The following is a 25,104-nucleotide window of genomic DNA, read 5'->3' on the forward strand; positions in this document are numbered from 1 at the left end:
CAGCGGAGGAACAGCTATGTCACAAGATCCTTTTTTGGGGCGCGAAGCAGAAAAATACGAATCACCCATTCCAAGCCGTGAGTACATCTTAGACATTATTGCTAAACATACTGTACCGGTAAGTCGCCAGGAACTGGCACAAGAGCTGAATCTGATTAACGATGAGGATATTGAAGCGTTACGTCGTCGTTTACGGGCTATGGAACGTGATGGTCAATTGGTTTTCACTCGTCGCCAATGTTATGCCTTGCCGGAAAGATTGGATTTACTGAAAGGTACTGTTATTGGGCATAGAGATGGTTATGGTTTCCTACGGGTAGAAGGTCACAAAGACGATTTTTATCTCTCTGCCGAGCAGTTAAAAATGGCTATTCATGGCGATGTTGTGCTGGCACAACCATTGTCCCTGAATCGCAAAGGGCGTAATGAAGCGCGTATCGTTCGTGTATTGGTGCCTAAGACCAGTCAGATTGTTGGCCGCTATTTTCTTGATTCTGGTATGGGATTTGTTGTGCCGGATGATAGCCGTTTAAGCTTCGATATCTTGATCCCGAAAGATGAAAGCGGTGGTGCTCGCATGGGGAATGTGGTGGTAGTCGAGTTAATTACCCGCCCGGCGCGCCGCACAAAAGCTATCGGTAAGATTGTTGAAGTGTTGGGTGAAAAGATGGGAACGAACATGGCAGTGGAAATTGCCCTACGTACTCATGAAATTCCCCACAGTTGGCCGCCACAGGTGGAAAACCAGGTTGCTTCCTTGGATGAGCAGGTACCAGAATCTGCGAAAAAAGGCCGTGTTGATCTGCGTACTCTGCCGTTGGTGACAATCGATGGTGAAGATGCCCGTGATTTTGATGATGCCGTTTATTGTGAAAGAAAGCAAAGCGGTGGTTGGCGTTTATGGGTTGCCATTGCTGATGTCAGTTACTATGTGCGCCCACAAACGGCGTTAGATACCGAAGCACGTAGCCGGAGTAACTCGGTTTACTTCCCATCTCAGGTTGTCCCCATGTTGCCGGAGGTGCTTTCTAATGGACTCTGTTCTCTGAACCCGCAGGTTGATCGCCTTTGTATGGTGTGTGAGATGACGATTTCAGCGCAGGGGCGATTATCATCCTATAAATTTTACGAAGCCGTCATGAATTCTCACGCCCGTCTGACATATACCAAAGTATGGCGTATGTTGCAGGGTGATGAAGAGCTGCGTGAGCACTACAAGCCACTGGTTCAGCATATTGAGCATTTACATGAATTGTACCAGGCATTAGAAAATGCCCGTGAGCAACGTGGTGCAATCTCGTTTGAGTCAGAAGAGGCGAAGTTTATCTTTAATGCTGAACGTCGTATCGAGCGAATTGAACCGATTGTTCGCAATGATGCTCATAAGTTGATTGAAGAGTGCATGATTCTGGCGAATATTGCTGCGGCGCGCTTCGTGGAAAAAAATGGGGAGCCGGTGCTTTACCGTATTCATGATCGGCCAAAAGAAGAGAGCATTGTTAACCTGCGCACGGTTTTTGGCGAATTGGGATTGACGCTGCCCGGTGGCATGCAACCAACACCAAAGGATTATGCGCAACTGATGCATCAAGTGGCTGAACGCCCGGATCATGAGCTACTGCAAACCCTATTACTGCGTTCAATGAAACAGGCAATTTATGATCCAGAAAACCGGGGTCACTTCGGTCTGTCATTAAATTCTTATGCGCATTTTACCTCCCCTATCCGCCGTTACCCGGATCTGGTGTTGCATCGGGCGATTAAATATCTGCTAGCGAAACAGGAAAGCATTGTTGAGCAATGTGGAACACCGAGTGGGGGATGGCACAGTGATATGGAACAGATGTTGCAACTGGGCCAACATTGTTCCATGACAGAGCGCCGCGCAGATGAAGCGACGAGAGACGTCGCCGATTGGCTTAAGTGTGATTTTATGCAGGATCAGGTGGGCAATACTTTTACTGGGATCATCACGAGTGTGACAGGTTTTGGTTTCTTTGTTCGTTTGAATGAGCTGTTTATTGACGGCCTGGTGCATGTTTCCACATTGAGTAATGATTATTATCATTTCGATAATATCGGTCAGCGTTTAGTTGGTGAATACTCGGGTAAAACTTTCCGGTTAGGGGATGAAGTTGAAATTCGTGTGGAAGCGGTTCATATGGATGAACGTAAAATTGACTTTAAGCTGCTTTCTACCACCCGCAAAGCCCAGAATGTAGGTAAAACAGCGCGCGATAGAGAGAGAAAAGTAGAACTTGGCCGCGAAAGCAGTAAGAAAAATGGGCGTGGTCATCGCAAAGAAGCTCATTTTGAGCCTGATGGTGCTGTTCGTAAAGAACGATCTGCGGATAAGCCTAAAGGGGATAAGAAAAAGGGTAAGACGTTTTCTACCAAAACTCAGAAAATTGTCGCTAAATTCAAAGCCAAACGGGCTAAGAAAAGCGCAGATAAATAATCAAAGGGCTATCCTGTTGCAGGATAGCCTGAATATTTTAATCTCCCCCTGAGTACGTGAAGCCTATCGAATAGGCTCACAGTATTCGTCAGTGTTGTATATGTATGACAATGAAAATAAGAAGATTATGAGTGAAATTATCTACGGTATTCATGCCGTTAAAGCTTTATTGGAGCGCGATCCTCAGCGTTTTATCGAAGTTTATACCCTGAAAGGGCGTGAAGATCGCCGCCTGACACCATTGATTCATGCGCTGGAAAGTATCGGGATGATTATCCAACTGGCAAATCGTCAGTGGCTGGATAATCAAACGGAAGGTGCGGTGCATCAGGGGATTATTGCCAAAGTGAAGCCAGGGCGTCAGTATCAAGAAAACGACCTACCAGATTTACTGGCACAAGCAGAAATCCCTTTCTTGTTGGTGCTTGATGGTGTGACAGATCCCCATAATCTGGGAGCTTGTTTGCGTAGTGCTGATGCAGCAGGTGTACATGCTGTTATTATTCCACGTGATCGTTCTGCTCAGCTTAATGCCACGGCGAAGAAAGTGGCATGTGGTGCTGCGGAAAGCGTACCACTTATTCGTGTCACCAACCTTGCTCGTACCTTGCGTTTATTGCAAGAGTACAATATCTGGGTGGTGGGTACAGCAGGAGAAGCTGACCATACGCTGTATCAGAGTAAACTAACTGGTCCTATGGCTCTGGTGATGGGAGCGGAAGGGGAAGGTATGCGTCGTCTGACTCGTGAACACTGTGATGAATTGATTAGTATCCCAATGGTGGGTTCTGTCTCGTCGTTGAATGTGTCTGTTGCCACGGGAGTTTGCCTGTTTGAGGCGGTGCGTCAGCGCGGTTCGTTATAACTCATCTATTCCACATATGAACAAAAGTGTTTTTGCATTGTTCATTCCTTGAGTTTTTCATGTAGGGTAGGTATAGTTACGCGTCAATTTTTCAGCCGCACTTAAACAAGTTCCTTGCCTCCACGGGCCGCGGTTGACCCTGACAGGAGGCTGAATAATCCGTAAGGAGCAATTCTAATGCGTCATTACGAAATCGTTTTTATGGTCCATCCTGACCAAAGCGAACAGGTTCCGGGCATGATTGAGCGTTACAGTGCGACTATCACTAACGCGCAAGGTCAGATTCACCGTCTGGAAGACTGGGGCCGCCGTCAACTGGCTTACCCAATCAACAAACTGCACAAAGCTCACTATGTTCTGATGAACGTTGAAGCACCGCAGGAAGTGATTGATGAGCTGGAAACTAACTTCCGCTTCAACGATGCCGTTATCCGCAGCATGATTATGCGCGTTAAGCACGCGGTAACTGAAGCATCTCCAATGGTTAAAGCCAAAGATGAACGTCGCAGCCGTGATTACTCTCTGGAAGACGCCAATATGGATGCTGAAGAAGCTGGGGATTCTGAAGAGTAATAACTGTGACAACTAATCGTTTGGTGCTTTCTGGCACAGTGTGCAAGGTCCCCATTCGAAAAGTCAGTCCTGCCGGCATTCCACATTGTCAGTTTGTGCTTGAGCACCGTTCACAGCAACAGGAAGCCGGTCTGAGCAGGCAAGCATGGTGCAGAATGCCCGTTATTGCCAGCGGACAATTGTTACAAGTTTTAACTCACAGTATAACGGTCGGCAGTCGATTAACCGTTTCAGGATTCATTAGTTGCCATCAAGGTCGCAATGGTCTTAACAAACTGGTTCTTCATGCCGAGCAGATTGAATTGATAGATTCTGGAGACTAGCCAAATGGCACGTTATTTCCGTCGTCGCAAGTTCTGCCGTTTCACCGCGGAAGGCGTTCAAGAGATTGATTATAAAGACATCGCTACGCTGAAAAACTACATCACCGAGAGCGGTAAAATTGTACCAAGCCGTATCACTGGCACCCGTGCAAAATACCAGCGTCAGCTCGCTCGTGCTATCAAGCGCGCGCGCTACCTGTCTTTGTTGCCTTACACTGATCGTCATCAGTAATCGGCACAGTCCATTAACGACTCTGAGAGGATAAGGTAATGCAAATTATTCTGCTTGATAAAGTAGCAAACCTGGGTAGCTTGGGTGATCAAGTTAACGTTAAACCGGGTTATGCCCGTAACTACTTAGTACCGCAGGGCAAAGCTGTTCCTGCAACTAAGAAAAACATCGAATTCTTCGAAGCTCGCCGTGCTGAACTGGAAGCTAACCTGGCTAACGTTCTGGCAATAGCAGAAGCTCGTGCTGAGAAAATCAATGCATTGGGTTCCGTTACTATCGCTTCTAAAGCAGGTGACGAAGGTAAACTGTTCGGTTCTGTCGGTACTCGTGATATCGCTGATGCAGTTATCGCCGCGGGCGTTGAAGTCTCTAAGAGCGAAGTGCGTCTGCCTAATGGTGTTCTGCGTACTATTGGTGAACACGAAGTTAACTTCCAAGTACACAGCGATGTATTCGCTAAATTGAACGTTAACGTTATTGCTGAAGCTTAATCGCTGATTAACTGATGCTAATAAGTAAAAAACGCTGGCAATGCCGGCGTTTTTTATTGCCTCAACTTACCATTCTCTTGGTAGTCTATAAGATTTTTGCCGATAATGCCTAGTAACTGAGCATTAATCTGATTTATTTTACATTTACTACCTTATTTGTCGTTTATAGAATTATGGTTTCTCTTGTCTATTTTTTTGTAATGTTGTCTTTTAGCCAGTTTTATTATTATTGATTTTTCGTTTTTATATTGGAAATATTATTCATTATTAGATTAATATCTATATACCCGTCATCTTTCAAGCTGCCTCTTTGTTGGCTGCACTCACTCACCCCGGTCACATAGTTATCTATGCTCCCGGGGATTCGTTCCCTTGCCGTCGCGATGCAACTTGAAATCCATAGGGTATAAATAATTGAATTCGTATTTTTTATTATTAGATAATATCGGTATTGTTAATTCTATTGTGATATGTGGATTTTTCATAGAATATTTTGATATATCTATGTCTGAATCTAGTTAATTACAAGAATGATTATTTCATAATAATATAAAAATATATTCTTATATAATTTCGGTTATTTGTCTTTATAATGATAATTTATTTTATATGATTTCACATAAGAATATTTAATGATATTAATATATATCCTTATTATTAAATAATAATATCAAAAATTTATACGGGATTTTATTGATATAACTGTCAGAGTTGACAGTAGACTTTTAAGTGTAATTTTATAATTATAATTTTTGTTAATTAACCCTTGTGTGAGAACACAAATGAATGCGCTTATTGTTAATAGGTATGAGTTTATTCTCCATAGTTATTGATAAATTGAATAGTTTCATCAATAAATTAATAGGTATATTAGATGTTGAATTGATTTATTTATGTGTTGATAAAAATACCTTGTCATCATTATATGTTCTTCATATTAACCCAGACATAAGGGATAAAACTGGTATGAATCTTGGTAAAAGCATATTACAAACTATAGGTAATACTCCAGTAGTTATGTTGAATGGTAGATATACTAAAGGTATTAATGTCTTTCTCAAAATGGAGAATATTAACCCCGGTGGGAGTATTAAAGATCGTATTGCAGTTGCTATGTTGGAAAGGGCTGAGGCTCAGGGGGAATTAAGACCGGGAATGGTGGTGATTGAGCCATCATCGGGTAATACGGCAATTGGTTTGGCAATGGCGTGTGCCGTTAAAGGTTATCGATTTATTGCGGTTTTGGATCGCATGGTGCCGGCAGCGAAACGCGATAACATAAAAGCGTTTGGCGCGGAAATCATTTTCCTGCCAGAATTTGAAGCGGGAACGGATACTGTCAAATATCGCATTGATTTAACTAAAGAGATTATAAAAGCCTATCCGAATGCGTTTAGCCCTATGCAATTTGAAAATCAGGTTAATCCTGATGAACATTATCGTTCCACGGGGCGTGAGTTGTATGAAACCTTTGGCAATAATTTGACGGCTTGTTTTGTGACGGCAGGAAGTTGTGGAACACTTACTGGAATTTCCCGTTATTTGAAAGAGAAAAATCCACAGGTACAAATTTATGGTGTTGAACCCGTGGGGTCTATTATTTTCGGTGGTGAACCAGGAAAATATTTAGTACAAGGTGCAGGACTAACGTTTATACCTTCTATTCTGGATCGTACCAATATCGATATTACCTTGAAAGTTGCAGATATTGATGCATTCCGAGTAGCAAGAAAGTTAGCCAGAAATGAAGGTATTTTAATTGGTGGAACGGGAGGTTGCGCGGTAAGCGCAGCATTAAATCGCCTGGATGATTTTAAACCTGGAGATAATATTGTTGTCATTATTCCTGATAGTGGAGAACGTTATATAGACACAATTTATAATGATACTTGGTTATTTGAAAATAATTTCTCAGAATTAGTTGAGGACAGTAAAACAGAACCTCAACTAGAAGAAATTATTACAAACATGGGGTGCGTATTAAATGAATTCTGATCGTGTTTTGGTGATTTACTATAATCGCCTCTATAATCCTCTTATCATAAGAAGTCTTAAATCTGAATATAGAGAGGTAATTGCTCTTTATATTGATGAAGGGCAGGTAAGAGACATTGACGATATTGAATTGGAATGTATGGTTGCAGGTGCTGATAAATTTATCTATAAAGATTATCGAGCACAATATGCTGAACACTTCCTTACAAAAGCGATAAAAGCGAATGCTATTTATCAAAATGGTTATTTTCTCAGTGCGGCACTTTCCCGGCCTGCGATTGCTGAGGCGGCAGTTGAAGTAGCCAATGAGCTCAATATTGATTATATTGCCCATCAATTCAGAGGTAATGATCAAGTCAGAATGGATATGAATATAGAAATTCTGAATAAAATACCTATTGCTTCGTTGAGAGATTTTAAATACGACGAAAATATCGTAAATAGTTATGCTATGAAGTATGGTATTCCTCAAGAATTTGGTTGTAATAACCCTTATTCTACTAGTGAAAATATATGGGGATTAAGTGTCGAATGTGGTCAGTTGGCAGAACCGGAAACATTAATTCCTGAAGATGTCAGAGAGAAATTATTTGAGCATGCACTATCAGCCACTGAGCCAATATTTTTGTCATTAGGTTTTGAGAATGGTATACCGATATCGATTGACGGCGAAAAGAAATCATTATATGAAATTATCGAAATATTAAATAAGATTGGTAAAAAACTATCAATTGGTATTTTTGATATTGTTGAAGATGGCATTGTCGGTTTGAAAACACGCGCAATTTATCAATCACCTGCCGCACATATCTTAATTACCGCACATCGTGATTTAGAATGTTATTGTAGTAATCGTCACGAAAATTGGTTTAAAGAGATAATTGATAAAAAATGGGTTGAATTAGTTTATTCTGGGCTTTGGTATGATCCCTTATTAACTCATTTAAACCACTTTATTGATAGCATGAATCAACATGTCAATGGTGAGATTAAACTTGAATTAGGCTATAAATATGCCAACGTTTGTTCTCGTACTTCAAAGACGACTATCTATGATGATAATTTAGCAATATATAATTGTGGGCATTTATATAGTCAAAACGATGCCGAGGGATTTGCAAAAATATTTAATATCCATACTAAGCAAAGTGCTAAATCTAAGATGAGGCAAAAGTTATGATTAAAGAATTATTAATGTGTAAACCGGATTTTTATGATATTGAATACGTTATTAATGACTGGATGGACCCTAATAATAGAGTCAATAAAGAATTGGCACAGCAACAATGGGATTTTCTTTATGAACGGTTGACTGAACGTGGCATCACTATTCGCACTATCGATCCTGTTAATGGTTTGCCTGATATGACTTTCTCAGGTGATTGTGGAATGGTGCATAATAATAAATTCCTTGCTAGTAATTTCCGGCACGCTGAACGCCAGGGGGAAAGCCAGTACTATATCGATTATCTGGAAAATCTAGGTTATGAGATACATCGTGTTGATAAAGGTATTTATTTTGAAGGGCTTGGAGATGTTATCTATTGGGATAATGACATCATATTTGGTTATGGTCCTCGCTCAGATAAAGAAGCAATAAATACAATTCAGAAAGTCTATCCAGAACTTAAAGTTAAAGGTGAACTACATATTCAGGATAAGACTTTCTTTCATGTGGCTCTGGCATTCTCGTTTATTGACAAAGATACGGTTATTTACTATCCAGAAGCATTTACTAAAGAGAGCCAGAATTATATTGATAAAACATTTGAACGCCGGATCTCAATATCAGAACATGACGCTAAGGAATTATTTGTCTGTAATAATATCCCAATAGGTAAAGATATTCTCATGCATGATTGTTCTATAGAGGTTGAACGTCAATTAAATAATTATGGTTATAATGTCATTAAATGCGATATGAGTGAATTCTTAAAGAGTGGTGGTAGTCTGCGCTGCTTAGTATTAAAAATTAAATAATTATAATGGAGGATAATAAATCATGTATATTTTAGGTATAAATTCAGTTTACCATGAATCAGCAGTTTGCTTATTAAAAGATGGAGAAACTATTTTTGCCATTGAAGAAGAGCGTTTAAATAGAAGAAAACACGGAAAACCAGCAAATGTTGATAATCCTGATGAACTACCATTGGCTTCCATTGAAGTTGCATTAGACTTTGCGGGTATTCGCTTGGAAGATGTGAGTCATATTGGGTTTTCTATTGATCCGATAGAACGAAGAAAATCAGTCTTTATTGATGAAGTCACCAGTGAGGGAAATTGGGGAAGTGTATCGGGTGAGTCCATTTTTTATCGTAAGACCACTTCAGTACCAGAAATTTTACAATCAATGGGATTCCGTGGTCAATTTCATTGGGTTCCTCATCACACAGCTCATGCGGCATCTGCTTATTTTGTTTCGCCATTTGATAAAGCATTAACCTTATCACTTGATGGTGTGGGAGAGGATAATACCGCAGGGGTATATCTGGGCGATGGCAATAGTCTGAAGAAAATTAAAACCATTGAATACCCTAATTCAATTGGTTTTATGTGGGAGAAATTGGCAGAATTCTTGGGCTTCTCTGTATACGATGCCTGTAAGGTGATGGGAATGTCTGCTTATGGTAAGCCTGAAGGTTTTATGCCAGCGTTCCAACAACTTGTCAAAATTTATGAGAAAGGTGAGTTTACTATCGATAACACCATTCTCAATTTCCGCAGCCAAGACTTTTCTAAATTAGAATCTTTGTTTGGTATTGTGAAAAGAGTTCCTGGTGGAGAGGTAGCGCAGGAATATTATGATATTGCTGCTTCTCTCCAGCAAATAACTGACGAAATAGTGTTAAATATGGCTCATCATTATTTGCAGGAAACAGCAACGAATAAACTCTGCCTTGCGGGTGGCGTCGCATTGAATTGCATAACGAATAAACGGTTATATGAAGAGTTGGATATCGAAGATATCTTTATTCAGCCTGCTGCACATGATGCCGGGACTGCCACAGGTGCCGCACTATTTATTTGGCATCATATTCTTGAAAATAATCAGCGCTATCCTCTGACGCATACCTATTGGGGTCTGGAATATAGTGAAGATGATTACCAGCGTAGTTTGAAGGCCCACGGTTTGGACTGGACATATGAAGAGAATATTCATGAGGTTGTCGCAGGCTTGCTGGCTGAAAATAATGTCGTTGGCTGGTTCCAGGGGAGGATGGAATTTGGGCCGCGGGCATTAGGTAATCGTAGTTTGTTGGCTGATCCAAGAAATAAAGATATTCGCGATTTAATGAATCGTAAAGTTAAACATCGTGAAATGTTTAGGCCATTTGCGCCTAGTGTATTGCGTCAACATGTTGCTGATTGGTTCCATGTTCGGAAGGAATTACCGGAAGCTGCAAAATATATGTTGTTAGCGATGGATGCTAAAGTGGATAAAGCATCGAAAATTCCGGCAGTGGTTCACGAAGATGGTACTGCCAGAGTTCAGGTGGTAGATAGTGCATCAAATCCAGATTATGCCCAGTTGATTGAGGCATTTTATCGGAAAACCGGTGTGCCTTTGTTGCTGAACACTTCTTATAATGATAGCGAACCAATTGTTTGTTCACCGGAAGATGCTATTAAAACTTTCATGAAAACTAATATTGATTATTTAGTTTTGGGGAATTATTTGATTAAATCGATTCATTAATTATTGCATAGTAAACGTCTATCCCAGTAGGTGTAATTGATGAAGTCAATTTGGGCATTGCTCAGTTTCAAATTGATAAATACAATAGTCTAATGGGATAGATATACCCTATGGATTTCAAGATGCATCGCGACGGCAAGGGAGTGAATCCCCGGGAGCATAGATAACTATGTGACCGGGGTGAGTGAGCGCAGCCAACAAAGAGGCAACTTGAAAGATAACGGGTATAATAAGGTTGAGGTAATATTAATGATACATAAGATCATACTGGCTCGCTTTTTTTCTGTTTTTTCAGAGGCATTTGTTATGTTCGCTGTGCCTGTATTAGTATATACCTCAACTAATAGCGCTTCACTTTCATCTTTTGCTTTTGGGCTTGAACGGCTATTCAGAGTGATTTCTCTCCCCATTTCTGGTTGGATGGGGGACAGGATGCATACTCTGGTTATGTTATTCCTGAGTGATATTCTTCGATCATTAGTTTGCTTATTTCTTTTTATCCTTTCATTTATATATTCTGATAATAGTATCGTATATATCATTATTTCTCTCTCATGTGTTTTATCCTTTTTTAGTGGAGCGGGATATGTCAATCTTGAAGGTTTTGTCTCTAAAAACATGAGTGCAATAGAATTACCTTCTGTTAACTCTCGTTTACAATTTGTTGAACAGTTTACCTATATTGCAGCCCCGGCGGTTGTCGGTGTGCTGGTTTATAAATTCAGTGTTTATGCGGTATTTGCATTTGCATTTTTTCCTTTCCTAATTAGTAGTTTGATATGGTTTCAGCTACAAAGGAAAAACCGGATTGAAGAACACGCTAATAGAGAAGGGTATAATCTGCCGGCCATTTTTAAATTCTTGATGGAAAACCCACCCTTGTTACGCGTCATTAGCCTGACATTCCTGATGAATGTGATGCAAGGTGCTATTTTGTCAACGGCAGTTTATGTTATTACCAGTGTTTTTTCACAGCCGAAAGGGAGTTATGCTCAGCTTTTGGCTTATGCGGGGCTGGTGAATTGTTGTGTTTTTTTTATTGCGCCAAAATTGTGCCGGATTTTTGATGTGCGTATCGTTGGTGTAACGGCTTTTCTGATTGCGTTATGTGGTCTGACACTATTTGCGACTGGGCCGTTATTTGTGGTTTACACATTAGGTTTCTTACTGGTTATTGGTTCGGAAGGTTGTTTTAATCTTTTTTCCCGCTCTTATCGAGCAAGTCTTATTCCGAAGCAGCGTTTTTCTCAGTATCTTGGTGTGGTGCTGGTTTTGAATCAGTTAGCGACACCTTTAACCAGTTTTATTTGTGCTAATTTACTGAACTATTTTTCCTACAATAGTATTTATCTGATATTCTCTGCATTTGTTTTATTGATGTTTATCATTATTAATCCTTATCGTTCGCTTAAATTTAATCTGCATAATAGTCAATAATGGAGGAAATATGAGTTCGAAAAAATATTTGTTAGTGCTTGATTATCTTCCGGCAAGGCTGAATGAAATCGTCAATATTCGTGACTATATTCGATATAATTACTCCCTTGAATTGGTAATTATTAGCGATATGTTGTCCGGTGAGGAAAAAAATGTCACACCATTTGTCTATCATATTCCTGTACGAACAGAGAATTATGTTGATAGTGTGATGACAGTTCTTGCTGAACTTAATATGACATGTGCTGGTATTCTTCCTTTTATGGATGCGGTATCTGGGTATGCTGCTGTTATCGCGAAGAAATTAAACGTTTATGGTGATGATCCCGAATTAAGTTTCGCAGGTATTGAGAAATATCAATTTCGCCAACAAGAAACTCGAATATTACCGTTGCTTGCGGCACAACATATTAAGACGCCTCGATATACTTTCATTAATGAGATTAAAGAACTGGAAGAGTTTTATGATTCTGTTCCGTATGGTGTGATTATTAAGCCTAATTGTGGTCGGGCAAATGTAGGCGTGGTAGCGGTTAAAGATAGAAGTAAAATCCCAACGGCTTTTGCTCAATCTGTTGAGCAATCTGGTGGTAATCAAACTCTTGCAGAAGAACTTATTATTTTCGATACAGAATATTCGTACGATGGTATTGGTTGTATGGCATTTTTAACGCAAAAAGTTTCCCAGAAAGGGGAATTTCCTGTTGAAATAGGGCAAATAGTTCCGGCGCAATGTGATGGCAGAAATACGATTGCATTACATAAAGCGGGGCAGGCAATGAATCTGATTTCAGGGCAGACTCTTGGCGCATTCCATAATGAGATTAAGCAAGATAGTAAAACGGGAGAAACTTTTCTGGTTGAAACTAATCGTAGACCAGCGGGTATGCGTATTTGGGATATGGCTAACCGGGTATATGGTATAAGCTTGCAGGAAATTTGGGTTGACCATTTAGTCAAAGGATTTAGTGATCGAATGATATTGCCTGAAGCAAAGGGAAGGGCATTTTTGATTAATTTGCTGGCAGATAAAGATGGCAAAATTAATGATAAATTCGATCAAACAGAAGTTAATGAAGTATTATTAGCATCTGTTAATAATATTTTGAGTAAATTATGTTATGAAATTATTGCAATAAAAATTAGTTTAGATAAGAATTCACCGGTTTATGAAACACCAAAAAGCAATAATGATTTCTGTGGTTACGTTTGTGTGCATATTAATGATGAGCACGTCAAATGTGAATCCCTGATGAATGAGATTAATGATGCATGGAGAGAGATATTGTCTAATTATATTGTATAATTTCGTATGGTTAGAGCCTTATTTTGGCTCTAATTATTATATGATTAGATTATATGCTATTGCTTTAGCAACTGCTGCAACTTTATTGGGAACCACTAATTTCTCCATAACATTGTTAATGTGGAAATTAACTGTTCTTGTTGAAATATCCAGTATATCGGCTATTTCAGCAGAAGTTTTTCCCTCACAAGTCCATCTTATGACTTCAACTTCTCTGGTAGAGAGCGTTGGAACAATGATTTTATCCTTTTTATTTTTTAGATTATTAAATGTTTTTATGCATTCATTTGCCAATATGCCTAATACTCCTGCTTTATTAAGTATTTCATTGTGGGAAATAGAGCCTTCTTTTCTGGCAACTGAAAAAATTGACCTTTCTCCATGATAACCTTTAATTTTTATTGAAAGACTATTTTTAACTTCATTTTTATTTGAATTTGATTTTTTAATCATAAAATCAGCAGATTTTGATATTTTATCATTACAAACTGACGGAATAGAGAAAGTGTAATCACCATTCATTAATTGGTCGCTGTCGTGATTATTATCTTGATTATAATTGCTTGCAGTTTCTATATTTAGGTTGGTTATTAGAACATATTTTTTTGTCGTGAATGGATATTTTTCTTCCTGATAAATTGAGTAGAATTCAAAACCCAGATAGTTTATCGCGTTTAACAACCTCTTTTCTAATTCAGGCATGGTTTTGGACTTTTTAATTTCTGATAAAATCTCATTAAATGGTTTATTCATAAGATTTTCCTCATCATATAATATTTGCAATAAAATTAATTTTATATAAAAAATATTTTATTCATATAATCAATTATAAGTAAAAATTTTTAAAAATTGAATTTTTATATTGTAACCTTTAAGAAATAAATATGCTACTTAGAATTATATCTATTATTAGCTCTTATATATTTGGGCGACATGTATTTTCCGGGTGACATCTTCGGTTTACCCTGCTGCATGGCGCTGTTATGCTTACAAATCTAATTTAATTTGATCACAGGTATTTTCATGGCAAAACTTTCTTTTGACTCTATCGAAGCACAAGCAAGTTATGGGGTTGGCTTGCAGGTTGGTCAGCAATTACTGGAGTCTGGCCTGCAAGGTCTGGAACCTGAAGCGTTGTTAGCGGGGTTATGTGATGCGCTGGAAAATCATTCTCCAGCGGTGCCGGTCGATATATTGCATCGTGCCTTACGTGAAATGCACGAACGTGCAGATGGTGTGCGTCGTGAACGTCAGCAAGCTATGGCAGAAGAGGGTCAGAAGTTTCTGGCAGAAAACGCTCAGCGTGACGGTATAAGCACGACAGAATCTGGTTTACAGTTCTCTGTACTAAAACAGGGTGATGGTGCAATTCCTGCCCATACTGACCACGTGCGTGTTCATTATACGGGTCGTCTGATTGATGGCACCGTGTTTGACAGCTCAGTACAGCGTGGTGAACCTGCTGAATTTCCTGTAAATGGGGTGATTGCTGGATGGATTGAAGCATTGACGTTGATGCCTGTCGGTTCTAAATGGGAACTTTATATCCCTTATAATCTGGCTTATGGCGAGCGTGGTGCCGGTGCATCGATTCCCCCATATAGCACTCTGATTTTCGAGGTGGAATTGTTGGAAATTCTGTAAGTTTTATCCAGAAGTAGGATTAAAAAATAGCCGGTATATCCGTCTCAGACTACTGACAAACCCATTTAAAAAATGGGGGATATTTTCAAACCATCGAAAATTTCAGCTAGGATGTCGCCGATGAACTGGCTTTCCCTCAATTTCCTAATTATTTCTTTAAATAGAGTCTTTGGCCCGCCAGCTTTTGCCATTTATCTGAAAAATAGACAGGAATGCTATTAAGAATGGTAATAAAATTCTTACCGTTCCAATAAAAAGATCAATTGGTAATATAGTCTAAAATGATAACAGATGACTAACCGCAGAGGTGTGTGATGCTAGAACAAATCTGCCAACTGGCTCAGGAAGCTGGTGCGGCTATTATGACAATTTATCAGGATGAACATCCCCTGAAAGTTGATCATAAGCAAGATGATTCACCGGTTACTATGGCTGATATTGTGGCTCATAAAATAATTAAAGCCGGATTATCCCGTATCGCTCCGGAAATTCCACTGTTGTCGGAAGAAGAGCTTCCTACTTGGGAAGAGAGGCGTGATTGGAAGCGCTATTGGTTAGTTGATCCTCTGGATGGTACCAAGGAATTTATTAATCGTAATGGTGAATTTACGGTTAATATCGCCTTGATTGATGAGGGCGTTCCTGTGATGGGAGTGATATATGCTCCTGTGCAGGATACGCTTTATTCCGGGCAAGGGCGGCAGGCATGGAAAAAAGTCTGTGGAGGTCAATGTTTGCCGATTAAGATTCGTGATGCTAATCCACCAATGGTCGTCGTTAGTCGCTCTCATATGGATACAGAATTAGAAGATTACCTCAATCAGCTAGGTGAACATCAGACGGTTTCTGTGGGCTCTTCACTGAAGTTCTGTTTGGTGGCTGAAGGAAAAGCGCAACTTTATCCTCGCTTTGGACCCACTCATATCTGGGATACTGCGGCGGGTCATGCTATAGCCATTGCTGCTGGTGCTCACGTGACGAACTGGAAAGGTCAGACGCTAGATTATACGCCTCGTGAATCATTCCTGAATCCGGGATTTAGAGTAACGATTTTCTAATTGTGGTTGTTTTCTAGTAGATTTGTTTTTCAGCGGAATTGTGGTGATAAGGGCAAACGAAAACATACCTGTAAGTCGTTATCACCACGGATGTTTTTACTGTAGTTCCTTACGAACTAATTCAATGACCTGTTTGATTTCACTATTGTTTAACGCACCTTCTTTGGTAAACTTCGCTACGCCATTTTTGTCCAGGACAATAATGGCAGAACTTTTAGCTTCCAACTGCCAAGCTTTTTTGACCACACCGTTGCTGTCAGCGATAAACTGGGACCACGGAAACTCTCTTTTGCTATCTTCAATACTGCTGCGGACAAATGGCCCAGTGCCGAATATTGCATCATTGATATTGATGATGGTGGTTGTTTGGTATTTTTCTTTTGAAAAATCAGCGCGTTTTATTTCTTCTATCAGTGGGGCATTCATCTCTTTAGCTGCACTACGACCTGCAATATGTTGTATGACTCTCACTTTACCAATCAGTTTTCCACTATCCCAATTTTGGTAGCTAAACTTGTTATTGTTGAGTAACAACTCACCTTTATCAGAAACACTGATCGCAGGAACCTGTTGTTCCAGAGTGATGTTGTGGGCGAATGCTAAAGCAGGAGAACAAAGTAGCGCAGCATATAGCATAAAGTTCTTTATCATAATTTTTCCTTTGTAGGTTAATGTGACAATGCATGGATCTCTAGCATAGCGGGTATTAACTGATTTATCTCTTTAAAGAAGATCAAATTTTTAACATTAAGTAAGAGATAAAGTTACATAGTTATGTATATCTAAATATCTGTCATTTTATGTAAATTCAGTGCATAAAACTAAAAATGGAGGGAACAAAATCGGATAAATTCAGTCTATTATTCTACATAACGGTATGGTGTATGGAGTTGGTTCACCAAACGTAACCGTAAGAAGTAGTTAGGAGGAAAAAAGCAGAGATGAAAATTTTTCACCGATATAACCCACTGAAAATTGCTCTCTACGTTAAAACTTTATTCCGTGGACGTTTATACATTAAAGATATGGGGGCTTTTGAATTCGACTGCGGCAAAATTTTACCGCCGAAGGTGAGAGATAAGCGCCATTTTAGTGTAATGAGTGAAGTCAATCAGCAAGTGCTACGTTTGCAGGCCGAAATAGGATAGATAAAACGAAAAAGAATCGGGTTGCATACTGGTGTAATCTGCGCCACAAAATAACAATAAGTGGCGCTTAACATGAGAATACTAAACGGCCTTAGCTCAAGAATAGGCCGTTTTTATTTATCATCACTGATAGGCAGGTTTTGCGTTGGTGTCGTGGTGAGAGTATCAGTGATTTTTGTGACTAATAGCTGATCGATTTTGTAGTTATCAATATCGACAACTTCAAATTTGTAACCAGCAAACTTAACTGAATCAGTACGCTTTGGAATTTTACGCAATCGAAACATCATGAAACCTGCAATGGTTTCATAGTTACTTGAATCAGGAAAATTATCAATATCCAGTACACGCTGTACATCATCAATAGGTGTTCCTCCTTCTACTAACCATGAATTTTCGTCACGGATGATGATCTGCTCTTCTTGTCCTTGGTCGACTAAATCACCCATCAGTGTGGTCATAACATCATTAAGGGTAATCACACCCATTACCAACGCATATTCATTCAGGATAATAGCGAAATCTTCACCCGCTGCTTTAAAACTTTCCAGTGCATCTGAAAGTGTCAAGGTATCTGGAATGATCAGCGCGTTGCGGATCTGGACACCTTTATTGAAGCTTAGGCTTTGACCACTTAGGACACGGTTAAGCAGATCTTTGGAATCCACATAACCGATAACGTGATCAATATCTCTATCACATATTAGGTACTTGGAATGTGGCTGGCTAGAAACCCATTGTTTGATACTTTCCTCGCTTTCATTCTTATCGAAGTAAATGATATTTTCCCTTGAGGTCATGGCAGAAGGCACTGTGCGGGATTCGAGCTCGAACACGTTTTCAATCAGTTCATGCTCTTGTTTACGCAACACACCAGCAACAGCTCCTGCTTCCACAACCGCAAAAATATCATCGGATGTGATATCTTCATTACGCGCTGTCGGAATTTTAAAGAGCTTAAAAATAAGATCAGACAGGCCATTAAATAGCCAAACTAGTGGACGACAAACTGTCAGACAGAAACGCATTGGGTTAACGATTTTCACGGCGACTGCTTCAGGCTTAATCATGCCGATACGTTTTGGTGTCAAGTCAGCGAGCAAAATGAATATACTGGTCACAATGATAAATGAGCAGATAAAGCCCAACTGGTCTGCCCATTCGGGGCGCATAAATTTCATGAAAAACGTTTTCAATGAAGGAGAGAATGCGGATTCACCGACAATACCTGCCAAAATTGCCACTGCATTTAGGCCGATTTGCACCACGGTAAAAAACATTCCCGGCGTTTCTTGTAATTTGAGGACATGGGCTGCGTTGACATTACCTTCATCTGCCATCAGTTTTAGTTTGATTCGCCTAGAGGCAGCAAGAGAGATTTCAGATAACGAAAAAAAGGCGCTTATCGCGCACAATAGAAATACTATTAAGAGACTATTTAGCATAAGGAATCCATGTTCTACCTCCGGTGGTAGGGTAGGTTGTCATTAGAAAAGCACCGGAGGAAACAATAAAAATCATATAAAATAAAAAGTGACAACAAACACTTAGAAAGCTATTGATTAGCTTGGTAATTATAACATTAATTAAATGTGGCGGCTAGTTTTTGTTCATTTTGGGTAGGCAAACACCAATACCGCCTAGCCCGCAATACCCCTCAGGGTTCTTAAATAGATACTGTTGGTGGTAGTCTTCAGCAAAATAGAATGGTCCCGCTTCTGTGATCTCCGTTGTAATAGGGCGGTTATCGCCTTGTTGTTGCATTGCTTTTTGGAAACGTTCACGGCTGGCTAATGCCAATTCATGTTGCTGAGGTGACACGGTATAAATCGCGGAGCGATACTGAGAGCCAATATCCCCGCCCTGGCGCATCCCTTGAGCTGGATCGTGGTTTTCCCAGAAAAGTTTTAATAAGTTTTCGTAGCTGTTTTTTGTTGGATCGTAAACAATTCTAACAACCTCAGCATGTCCGGTCAGGCCGTTACAAACTTCTTCGTAAGTTGGATTTGGTGTTGTACCGCCGCTATAACCTGCGGAGGTGGTGTAAATATCAGGTTGTTGCCAGAATAGGCGTTCTACGCCCCAGAAGCATCCCATACCAAAATAGGCAACTTCCATATTTTCTGGAACAGGTTCTATCGTATGATCGGTAACAGCATGGTTAGGTGAAACCTTAAGTGGCTCAGTTCTGCCTGGTAATGCACTATGAGGATCAATAGATAGGCTTTTATTAGCTGAAGTTGGCACAATTCACTCCCGTAATTATTAAGTTTTCAGATATTGATAGATTGTATATATTGTAAACTTTACTCAAGATAAATTGATTATAGTTAAATTATTCCGATCAGGTTAGGAGTTCGCGTGTCGAGGTACCCCGTTTTATGCTTTCTTTGTGTGTCTATCGTAACTCCTATTGCTCATAGTGCTAATCTTCGTCTGAAAATAGAAGGATTAACAGGTAAGTTGGAAAAAAATGCTCGAATTCATCTCTCCACTATCAGCACTGATGAAGTTGCGCCAGATGGCCGTTTTCGATCTCGTGTAGATAAAGCGATTCGTGAAGGCTTGCGCCCGCTTGGTTATTATGAACCTATTATCGAATTTACCTATCAGGAAAATAAACCGCCAGCTCGCTCGGTATTAACGGCAAAAGTTACTGCGGGCGAACCTGTGAGAATTGCCGATGTTAACGTTGTTTTGGAAGGTGGGGCTAAGACAGATGGAGATTATGCCAAACTTGTTAAAAGTAAAAGCCCAAAGAAAGGAACGATTCTAAATCATGATGAATATGAAAACCTTAAAGGTTCTCTGACCGGGCTCGCTATTAGGAAAGGTTATTTTGACGCGGTTATGAAAAAGAGCCAATTGGGTGTTGCCAAAGAACGACATGAGGCATTCTGGGACTTTGTTTTTAATAGCGGTGAGCGTTATCACTTTGGTCAGGTGCGTTATCGTGGTTCACAGATCCGCGAAGATTATTTGAGTCATCTAGTTCCATTCAAAGAAGGGGATTTTTATACCTCTGAACAATTGGCCGAATTGAATCGGCGGTTAGCAGAAACTGGCTGGTTTAATTCAGCAGTAGTCTCACCGGATTTTAATACCGCGAGAAAAAATGGTGACGGAATGCTTCCTCTTGAAGCGGTATTAACTCCACGTTCCAAAAACTATGTTGAACTGGGTGGGGGTTATGGATCTGATGTAGGGCCACGGGTAAAGGCGAAATGGACAAAACCGTGGCTTAATTCCCGTGGACACAGCCTTAGCACCAGCATCAACCTTTCTGCACCTGAACAGGTGATTGATGCTACCTATAAAATGCCGCTGAAGGTGAATCCGTTAGAGCAATATTACGCATTGCAGACGGGGTATAAGCGTAAAGATATCAACGATACCGTATCAGATACCGCGACAGTAAATCTTTCCCGTAATTGGGATCTTTCAACGGGTTGGCAGTATGGGATAAATATGCGTTGGAGTCTCAGCCACTTTACTCAGGCTAATGTCACCAATACGGCAATGTTATTTTACCCAGGGGTGAACGTCAGCCGTATCCGCCAGCGTGGAGGAACGATGCCTTATTGGGGCGATAGCCAGCGCTATTCTATTGATATCTCTGATACCCTTTGGGGTTCTGATGTTGATTTCTTGGTGTTACAGGCGCAAAACGTTTGGATCAGAACTTATTGGGATAATCACCGTTTTGTTGCTCGGGGTAATTTGGGTTGGATAGAAACTAATGCATTCGAGAAGGTTCCACCCGACTTACGCTTTTTTGCTGGTGGTGATCACAGTGTTCGTGGTTACAGATATCAGAAAATTTCCCCTAAAGACGATAAAGGAAAATTGACCGGTGCGTCCGCACTAGTTGTGGGTTCACTTGAGTACCAATATAACGTAACGGGTAATTGGTGGAGTGCTGTTTTTGTTGATACCGGTGAAGCCATTAATGACATTAGAAAGAGCAATTTTAAAACCGGCGTGGGTGTTGGTGTGCGTTGGGCTTCTCCGGTCGGACCCATTAAATTTGACCTTGCCAGACCAATAGGGGATTCAGAATCCCGTAATATCCAGTTTTACATCGGGTTAGGATCTGAATTATGAGATGGATTAAAAAAGTCAGTATTACTTTTCTGCTGATGGTGACTTTGTTGGTTATTGTTGTTGCCGGGTTGGTAGGAACGCAATCTGGCCTGCATTTTATGATTAACAGTGCTGCTCGTTGGGTACCGGGACTAGATATAGCCAGCGTCAGTGGCGGTTGGCGTGATTTGACCCTGAAAGGCGTTAAGTATCAAATGCCCGGTGTTGATGTCAATGTGAATCAACTCCACCTTTCGCTTCGTCTTTCCTGCTTTAAAAACAGTCAGTTATGTGTTAATGCATTAACGACAGAAGGCGTAATAGTTGCAATTAATACCAAACGATTGCCACTTGCGGGAGAATCGTCGCCAAAGTCAGCACCTTTAACTGAACTGAGGACACCATATCCGATTTCACTTGATTTGTTGTCCGTTAAAAATGCCACTGTCACTGTAAATGGCGTGGTATTTGCCCTTGATGAATTTAGAACCGCAGCTCAGTGGCAGCAAAAGGCATTAACGCTTAAGCCAACGAAAATTAATGGGTTGCTGGTGGGACTGCCAAAAACTCCCCCTGAACGGCTGAAAATAGCGGAAGCAGAGGAGAAAGCGAAACGAGGGACCGAACTGGAAAAATCGTTGGGAGAAATTCTGAAAAAATTATTCTCTCAACCGCTATTGGCAACATTACCAGAAGTGCCTATTCCACTGGATATGACTGTTGCAGGGATAAGTGGTAAGCAATTAAGGCTGACTGGTGATACCAATATCACAATCAATGAGTTTTTACTGCAACTTAGCAATCAGGGGCAGCAGATTCAGCTCAATAAATTGAATGTTAAAATGCCGCAAGGTTCTCTTGCCATTAATGGTTCCGCGACTCTGGCACAGCAATGGCCGATAAAACTGGTAATAAAAGGTGAGCTAAGTCGACAAGAGATCCAAGGACAAAAGGTTAATGTAAAGCTTAATGGCGCTTTACTGGAGCAACTCAACTTAGGGCTGAATTTGTCTGGTCCTGTCAGTGCTAAACTTGATGCTCAAGCGGAACTGGCTAAGGTAGGTTTACCCGTGCGGGTGACGCTTGAAAGCCAGCAACTGAGTTGGCCTTTAACGGGGAAGCCAGAATATCAGCTTGATAGCGTAAAAATGCGCCTCAATGGTAAGGCCAGTGGTTATGATTTGTCATTGCGTTCCGGTATTAACGGTAGTGAAATCCCGCCAGCATTACTTGTATTAGATGCCAAAGGTAATGAAGAACAGCTTAAGTTGACCCGTTTACGCCTGTCTGCTTTGCAAGGAAAGAGCGAATTGGTCGGTGTAGCAGATTGGAGTAAGGCAGTAAGTTGGAATGCGGTGCTGACACTCTCCGGGATCAATACCGCTAAACAGTGGCCGGAATGGCCAGCCAAAATCGATGGGAAAATAGTTACCCGGGGTAGTTTACACGGTGGTAGTTGGCAGCTTCATATCCCGGAAATTATGCTGGACGGTAACGTAAAACAGAACTTAATAAAAGCCAAAGGTAAGATTTCTGGTAACGCGGCCGGTCAGTGGAATATTCCTCAATTCGAGCTGGCTTTAGGGCGCAATAAAATGAATCTCCAGGGACAATTGTTCAAACAGTGGAAACTGGATGGCGATATCCGTGCACCGAAGTTGGATGGTATATTTCCGGGGCTTGGCGGTGTCGTGAATGGAACGTTGAAATTACGTGGTAATATACAAGCACCTCAGCTTTTGGTTGATCTCAATGCTAACAGGTTGAAATGGCAGGATTTTCTCATTGATCGAGTGAATGTGAAAGGGGATGTACGTTCTGCTGAACAGATCCAAGGGAATCTTGCTGTTAAAGTCAGTGAGTTGAAACAAGCGGATTTGATTGTCCGTAATTTTACGTTGGATGCTAAGGGCAATGAGAAACAGCACAACTTGCAATTGAAGATTGACGGCAAACCGATTGCTGGTCAACTTGCATTGAATGGTAGTTTTGATCGTAAGCAGCAGCGATGGAAAGGTAGCATTAACAATACCCGTTTTGACACCCCGGTTGGAGAATGGCGTTTAACTAAAGCGATAACTCTTGATTATCTTAATCAGCAGCAGAAAGTCACTGTGGGCCCTCACTGTTGGCTGAATCCACATGCGCAGCTCTGCGTACCTGAATCTATTGAAGCTGGCGTCAGCGGTAGTGCATCCATTGTTCTTGAACGTTTGGATCTTGCTATGATTCAGCCATTACTGGGGTCTGAAATACATTTGAAAGGTGTATTCAGTGGCAATGCCGACGTTAAATGGAACGCGGAAAGCGGATTGCCTCAGGCCAACGTTAATTTGCGTGGTGATGGGGTGCATGTTAGGCAGATGGTTGATGGCACTGCATTACCGGTAGATTTCCAGACCCTGACACTCAATGTAGGCTTGAAGAATGGCACAGCAGAGTTGAATTGGTTATTTAAGATTATGGGAAATGGCCGATTCAACGGTGGCGTACAGGTTGCTGATCTTGCTGGGAGCCGTAAGCTGTCGGGAAATGTAGATATTCAGGATATTTCACTGGCGTTAATCAAGCCGATTCTTGGGAAAGGTGATAAAGCTGAAGGTCATTTGAATGCTCACCTGCTTCTGGGAGGCAATGTCAGAAATCCATTATTGTTTGGCCGGTTAGACCTGAGTGCACTGCAAGCTTCGGGCCATTGGATCCCATTTGATATTACTCAAGGGCAAGTTGGTGTGAATTTTGATGGAATACGTTCCGTTCTTGATGGTGTTATTAAAACGCCGAAGGGGCAGCTTAACCTAAATGGTGATGCAGACTGGCGTAATGTGGATGCATGGCATGCACGAGTAAGGGCTAACGGCGACAAGTTAAGAGTGGTTTTTCCACCAATGGTGAAAATTGATGTTAGCCCTGCTCTGGTGTTTGAGGCTTCTCCTCAGTTGCTGAAATTGGATGGTAGCGTTGGTATTCCTTGGGCGCGTATTACCGTGAAGGAGCTACCAGAATCGACAGTTGAGGCTTCATCGGATGAAGTTATATTGAATGAGAATCTTCAGCCATTACAACAGAAAAAAGCGTCTATCCCGATTCAAAGTAACTTGACGATTCATATAGGAGATGATGTTCGTCTTAGTGCTTTCGGCCTTAAAGCACAACTTAAAGGCGATCTGATGGTTGTTCAAGATAAACAAGGCCTGGGTTTGAATGGTCAAGTTGATATTCTTGATGGTCGTTTCCATACTTATGGACAGGATCTGATCGTTCGTAAAGGGCTGATTATGTTCTCAGGCCCACCTGATCAGCCATTACTTAACATTGAGGCTATCCGTAATCCAGATTCTACCGATGGGCGGGTTATTGCAGGGGTAAGGGTGAGCGGTTTGGCGGATCAGCCAAAAGTAGAAATTTTTTCAGAGCCTGTTAGATCACAATTGGAAGCACTTTCTTATCTGTTGCGTGGTGAAGGGTTAGAGAATAGTAACTCGGACAACTCACAGATGACGGCAATATTAATAGGTTTGGGGGTTGCACAGAGTGGTCAGTTGGTGGGTAAGATCGGTGAAATATTTGGTGTTTCCGACTTAGCACTGGATACTCAGGGGGTTGGTGACAAATCACAGGTAGTTGTTAGCGGAAAGATTACAAAAGATCTGCAAGTTAAGTATGGTGTTGGTATATTTGATTCACTAGCAACATTAACCTTACGCTATAGGTTAATGCCTAGGTTGTATCTGGAAGCGGTGTCTGGTATTGATCAGACATTGGATTTGCTCTATCAGTTTGAGTTTTAA

At 40.8% G+C, this 25,104-nt stretch carries 21 protein-coding genes; 17 read left to right on the forward strand and 4 right to left on the reverse strand.

The genetic code is table 11. The annotated features are described in order from the left end of the window. Nucleotides 1-16: 16 nt before the first annotated feature. The 12 genes from rnr (at nucleotide 17) to ACGF49_RS06855 (ending at nucleotide 13,380) form a co-directional block, all read left to right on the forward strand. Nucleotides 17-2,458 carry a ribonuclease R gene (rnr, locus tag ACGF49_RS06800; protein ID WP_228901238.1) on the forward strand — a complete coding sequence of 814 codons (2,442 nt, stop codon included), beginning with the start codon at nucleotides 17-19 and terminating at the stop codon, nucleotides 2,456-2,458. 127 nt (nucleotides 2,459-2,585) lie between these two features. Continuing rightward, nucleotides 2,586-3,323, forward strand: coding sequence for a 23S rRNA (guanosine(2251)-2'-O)-methyltransferase RlmB (gene rlmB, locus ACGF49_RS06805; protein ID WP_387490362.1), 738 nt, complete (start codon nucleotides 2,586-2,588; stop codon nucleotides 3,321-3,323). Between the two features lie 177 nt (nucleotides 3,324-3,500). Continuing rightward, the gene (rpsF, locus tag ACGF49_RS06810) at nucleotides 3,501-3,896 is read left to right on the forward strand and encodes a 30S ribosomal protein S6 (protein ID WP_011148646.1); all 396 of its coding nucleotides are present in this window, start codon (nucleotides 3,501-3,503) and stop codon (nucleotides 3,894-3,896) included. Nucleotides 3,897-3,901: 5 nt separating this feature from the next. Continuing rightward, entirely contained in the window at nucleotides 3,902-4,219 is a 318-nt protein-coding gene (gene priB / locus ACGF49_RS06815) for a primosomal replication protein N (RefSeq protein WP_011148645.1), read from the forward strand. A gap of 4 nt (nucleotides 4,220-4,223) precedes the next feature. Then, the gene (rpsR, locus tag ACGF49_RS06820; protein ID WP_000135199.1) at nucleotides 4,224-4,451 is read left to right on the forward strand and encodes a 30S ribosomal protein S18; all 228 of its coding nucleotides are present in this window, start codon (nucleotides 4,224-4,226) and stop codon (nucleotides 4,449-4,451) included. Between the two features lie 38 nt (nucleotides 4,452-4,489). Then, entirely contained in the window at nucleotides 4,490-4,942 is a 453-nt protein-coding gene (rplI, locus tag ACGF49_RS06825) for a 50S ribosomal protein L9 (RefSeq protein ID WP_113041660.1), read from the forward strand. A gap of 786 nt (nucleotides 4,943-5,728) precedes the next feature. Next, entirely contained in the window at nucleotides 5,729-6,937 is a 1,209-nt protein-coding gene (locus ACGF49_RS06830) for a PLP-dependent cysteine synthase family protein (protein WP_240002819.1), read from the forward strand. Next, on the forward strand, nucleotides 6,927-8,117 hold the full coding sequence (gene argG / locus ACGF49_RS06835) for an argininosuccinate synthase (RefSeq protein ID WP_113041659.1): 1,191 nt from the start codon (nucleotides 6,927-6,929) through the stop codon (nucleotides 8,115-8,117). Before ACGF49_RS06830 ends, argG begins: the two co-directional genes overlap by 11 nt. After that, on the forward strand, nucleotides 8,114-8,917 hold the full coding sequence (locus ACGF49_RS06840) for a dimethylarginine dimethylaminohydrolase family protein (protein ID WP_113041658.1): 804 nt from the start codon (nucleotides 8,114-8,116) through the stop codon (nucleotides 8,915-8,917). Before argG ends, ACGF49_RS06840 begins: the two co-directional genes overlap by 4 nt. Before the next feature lie 22 nt (nucleotides 8,918-8,939). Next, nucleotides 8,940-10,637 carry a carbamoyltransferase C-terminal domain-containing protein gene (locus tag ACGF49_RS06845; protein ID WP_113041657.1) on the forward strand — a complete coding sequence of 566 codons (1,698 nt, stop codon included), beginning with the start codon at nucleotides 8,940-8,942 and terminating at the stop codon, nucleotides 10,635-10,637. Nucleotides 10,638-10,808: 171 nt separating this feature from the next. Beyond that, complete coding sequence (locus ACGF49_RS06850; protein ID WP_229015767.1) at nucleotides 10,809-12,074, forward strand: MFS transporter; 1,266 nt, start codon at nucleotides 10,809-10,811, stop codon at nucleotides 12,072-12,074. Between the two features lie 34 nt (nucleotides 12,075-12,108). Then, nucleotides 12,109-13,380, forward strand: coding sequence for an acetyl-CoA carboxylase biotin carboxylase subunit family protein (locus ACGF49_RS06855; protein WP_387490364.1), 1,272 nt, complete (start codon nucleotides 12,109-12,111; stop codon nucleotides 13,378-13,380). Between the two features lie 36 nt (nucleotides 13,381-13,416). Here the strand turns inward: ACGF49_RS06855 and ACGF49_RS06860 are convergent, their stop codons facing one another. Continuing rightward, on the reverse strand, nucleotides 13,417-14,133 hold the full coding sequence (locus tag ACGF49_RS06860; RefSeq protein ID WP_113041654.1) for a helix-turn-helix transcriptional regulator: 717 nt from the start codon (nucleotides 14,131-14,133) through the stop codon (nucleotides 13,417-13,419). A gap of 270 nt (nucleotides 14,134-14,403) precedes the next feature. Between ACGF49_RS06860 and ACGF49_RS06865 the strand changes: the two genes are divergently transcribed. Together ACGF49_RS06865 and cysQ are read left to right on the forward strand one after the other, a co-directional pair. Then, entirely contained in the window at nucleotides 14,404-15,024 is a 621-nt protein-coding gene (locus tag ACGF49_RS06865; RefSeq protein WP_058589603.1) for a peptidylprolyl isomerase, read from the forward strand. Between the two features lie 314 nt (nucleotides 15,025-15,338). Next, entirely contained in the window at nucleotides 15,339-16,082 is a 744-nt protein-coding gene (gene cysQ, locus ACGF49_RS06870; protein WP_113041653.1) for a 3'(2'),5'-bisphosphate nucleotidase CysQ, read from the forward strand. 96 nt (nucleotides 16,083-16,178) lie between these two features. Here the strand turns inward: cysQ and ACGF49_RS06875 are convergent, their stop codons facing one another. Further along, entirely contained in the window at nucleotides 16,179-16,733 is a 555-nt protein-coding gene (locus tag ACGF49_RS06875; RefSeq protein WP_113041652.1) for a YtfJ family protein, read from the reverse strand. A gap of 290 nt (nucleotides 16,734-17,023) precedes the next feature. Here ACGF49_RS06875 and ACGF49_RS06880 point away from each other — a divergent pair, with 290 nt between their 5' ends. Further along, entirely contained in the window at nucleotides 17,024-17,230 is a 207-nt protein-coding gene (locus ACGF49_RS06880; RefSeq protein ID WP_011148633.1) for a DUF1107 domain-containing protein, read from the forward strand. Between the two features lie 113 nt (nucleotides 17,231-17,343). Here the strand turns inward: ACGF49_RS06880 and ACGF49_RS06885 are convergent, their stop codons facing one another. Both ACGF49_RS06885 and msrA read right to left on the reverse strand, forming a co-directional pair. Beyond that, on the reverse strand, nucleotides 17,344-18,675 hold the full coding sequence (locus ACGF49_RS06885; protein WP_058589600.1) for a hemolysin family protein: 1,332 nt from the start codon (nucleotides 18,673-18,675) through the stop codon (nucleotides 17,344-17,346). Between the two features lie 154 nt (nucleotides 18,676-18,829). Next, entirely contained in the window at nucleotides 18,830-19,477 is a 648-nt protein-coding gene (gene msrA / locus ACGF49_RS06890) for a peptide-methionine (S)-S-oxide reductase MsrA (protein ID WP_387490281.1), read from the reverse strand. A 114-nt stretch (nucleotides 19,478-19,591) separates the two neighbouring features. On the opposite strand from msrA, the gene ACGF49_RS06895 reads away from it, so the two are divergent. Next, nucleotides 19,592-21,334: an autotransporter assembly complex family protein gene (locus ACGF49_RS06895; protein ID WP_271858851.1), complete on the forward strand. Its 1,743-nt coding sequence runs from the start codon at nucleotides 19,592-19,594 to the stop codon at nucleotides 21,332-21,334. Continuing rightward, nucleotides 21,331-25,104 (forward strand): translocation/assembly module TamB domain-containing protein, encoded by a 3,774-nt coding sequence (locus ACGF49_RS06900; RefSeq protein WP_262977808.1) that lies wholly within the window; start codon nucleotides 21,331-21,333, stop codon nucleotides 25,102-25,104. Before ACGF49_RS06895 ends, ACGF49_RS06900 begins: the two co-directional genes overlap by 4 nt.

The organism is Photorhabdus sp. RM96S, assembly GCF_042879335.1.
Taxonomy (GTDB): domain Bacteria; phylum Pseudomonadota; class Gammaproteobacteria; order Enterobacterales; family Enterobacteriaceae; genus Photorhabdus; species Photorhabdus kayaii.

Bases quoted from the DNA above. Each gene is read 5' to 3' on its own strand.
- argG (WP_113041659.1), top strand. From the start codon at position 6,927: ATGAATTCTGATCGTGTTTTGGTGATTTACTATAATCGCCTCTATAAT.
- rpsF (WP_011148646.1), top strand. From the start codon at position 3,501: ATGCGTCATTACGAAATCGTTTTTATGGTCCATCCTGACCAAAGCGAA.
- ACGF49_RS06830 (WP_240002819.1), top strand. From the start codon at position 5,729: ATGCGCTTATTGTTAATAGGTATGAGTTTATTCTCCATAGTTATTGAT.
- rnr (WP_228901238.1), top strand. From the start codon at position 17: ATGTCACAAGATCCTTTTTTGGGGCGCGAAGCAGAAAAATACGAATCA.
- cysQ (WP_113041653.1), top strand. From the start codon at position 15,339: ATGCTAGAACAAATCTGCCAACTGGCTCAGGAAGCTGGTGCGGCTATT.
- ACGF49_RS06900 (WP_262977808.1), top strand. From the start codon at position 21,331: ATGAGATGGATTAAAAAAGTCAGTATTACTTTTCTGCTGATGGTGACT.
- ACGF49_RS06860 (WP_113041654.1), bottom strand. From the start codon at position 14,133: ATGAATAAACCATTTAATGAGATTTTATCAGAAATTAAAAAGTCCAAA.
- rplI (WP_113041660.1), top strand. From the start codon at position 4,490: ATGCAAATTATTCTGCTTGATAAAGTAGCAAACCTGGGTAGCTTGGGT.
- ACGF49_RS06875 (WP_113041652.1), bottom strand. From the start codon at position 16,733: ATGATAAAGAACTTTATGCTATATGCTGCGCTACTTTGTTCTCCTGCT.
- ACGF49_RS06865 (WP_058589603.1), top strand. From the start codon at position 14,404: ATGGCAAAACTTTCTTTTGACTCTATCGAAGCACAAGCAAGTTATGGG.
- ACGF49_RS06885 (WP_058589600.1), bottom strand. From the start codon at position 18,675: ATGCTAAATAGTCTCTTAATAGTATTTCTATTGTGCGCGATAAGCGCC.
- rlmB (WP_387490362.1), top strand. From the start codon at position 2,586: ATGAGTGAAATTATCTACGGTATTCATGCCGTTAAAGCTTTATTGGAG.
- ACGF49_RS06840 (WP_113041658.1), top strand. From the start codon at position 8,114: ATGATTAAAGAATTATTAATGTGTAAACCGGATTTTTATGATATTGAA.
- rpsR (WP_000135199.1), top strand. From the start codon at position 4,224: ATGGCACGTTATTTCCGTCGTCGCAAGTTCTGCCGTTTCACCGCGGAA.
- ACGF49_RS06845 (WP_113041657.1), top strand. From the start codon at position 8,940: ATGTATATTTTAGGTATAAATTCAGTTTACCATGAATCAGCAGTTTGC.
- ACGF49_RS06880 (WP_011148633.1), top strand. From the start codon at position 17,024: ATGAAAATTTTTCACCGATATAACCCACTGAAAATTGCTCTCTACGTT.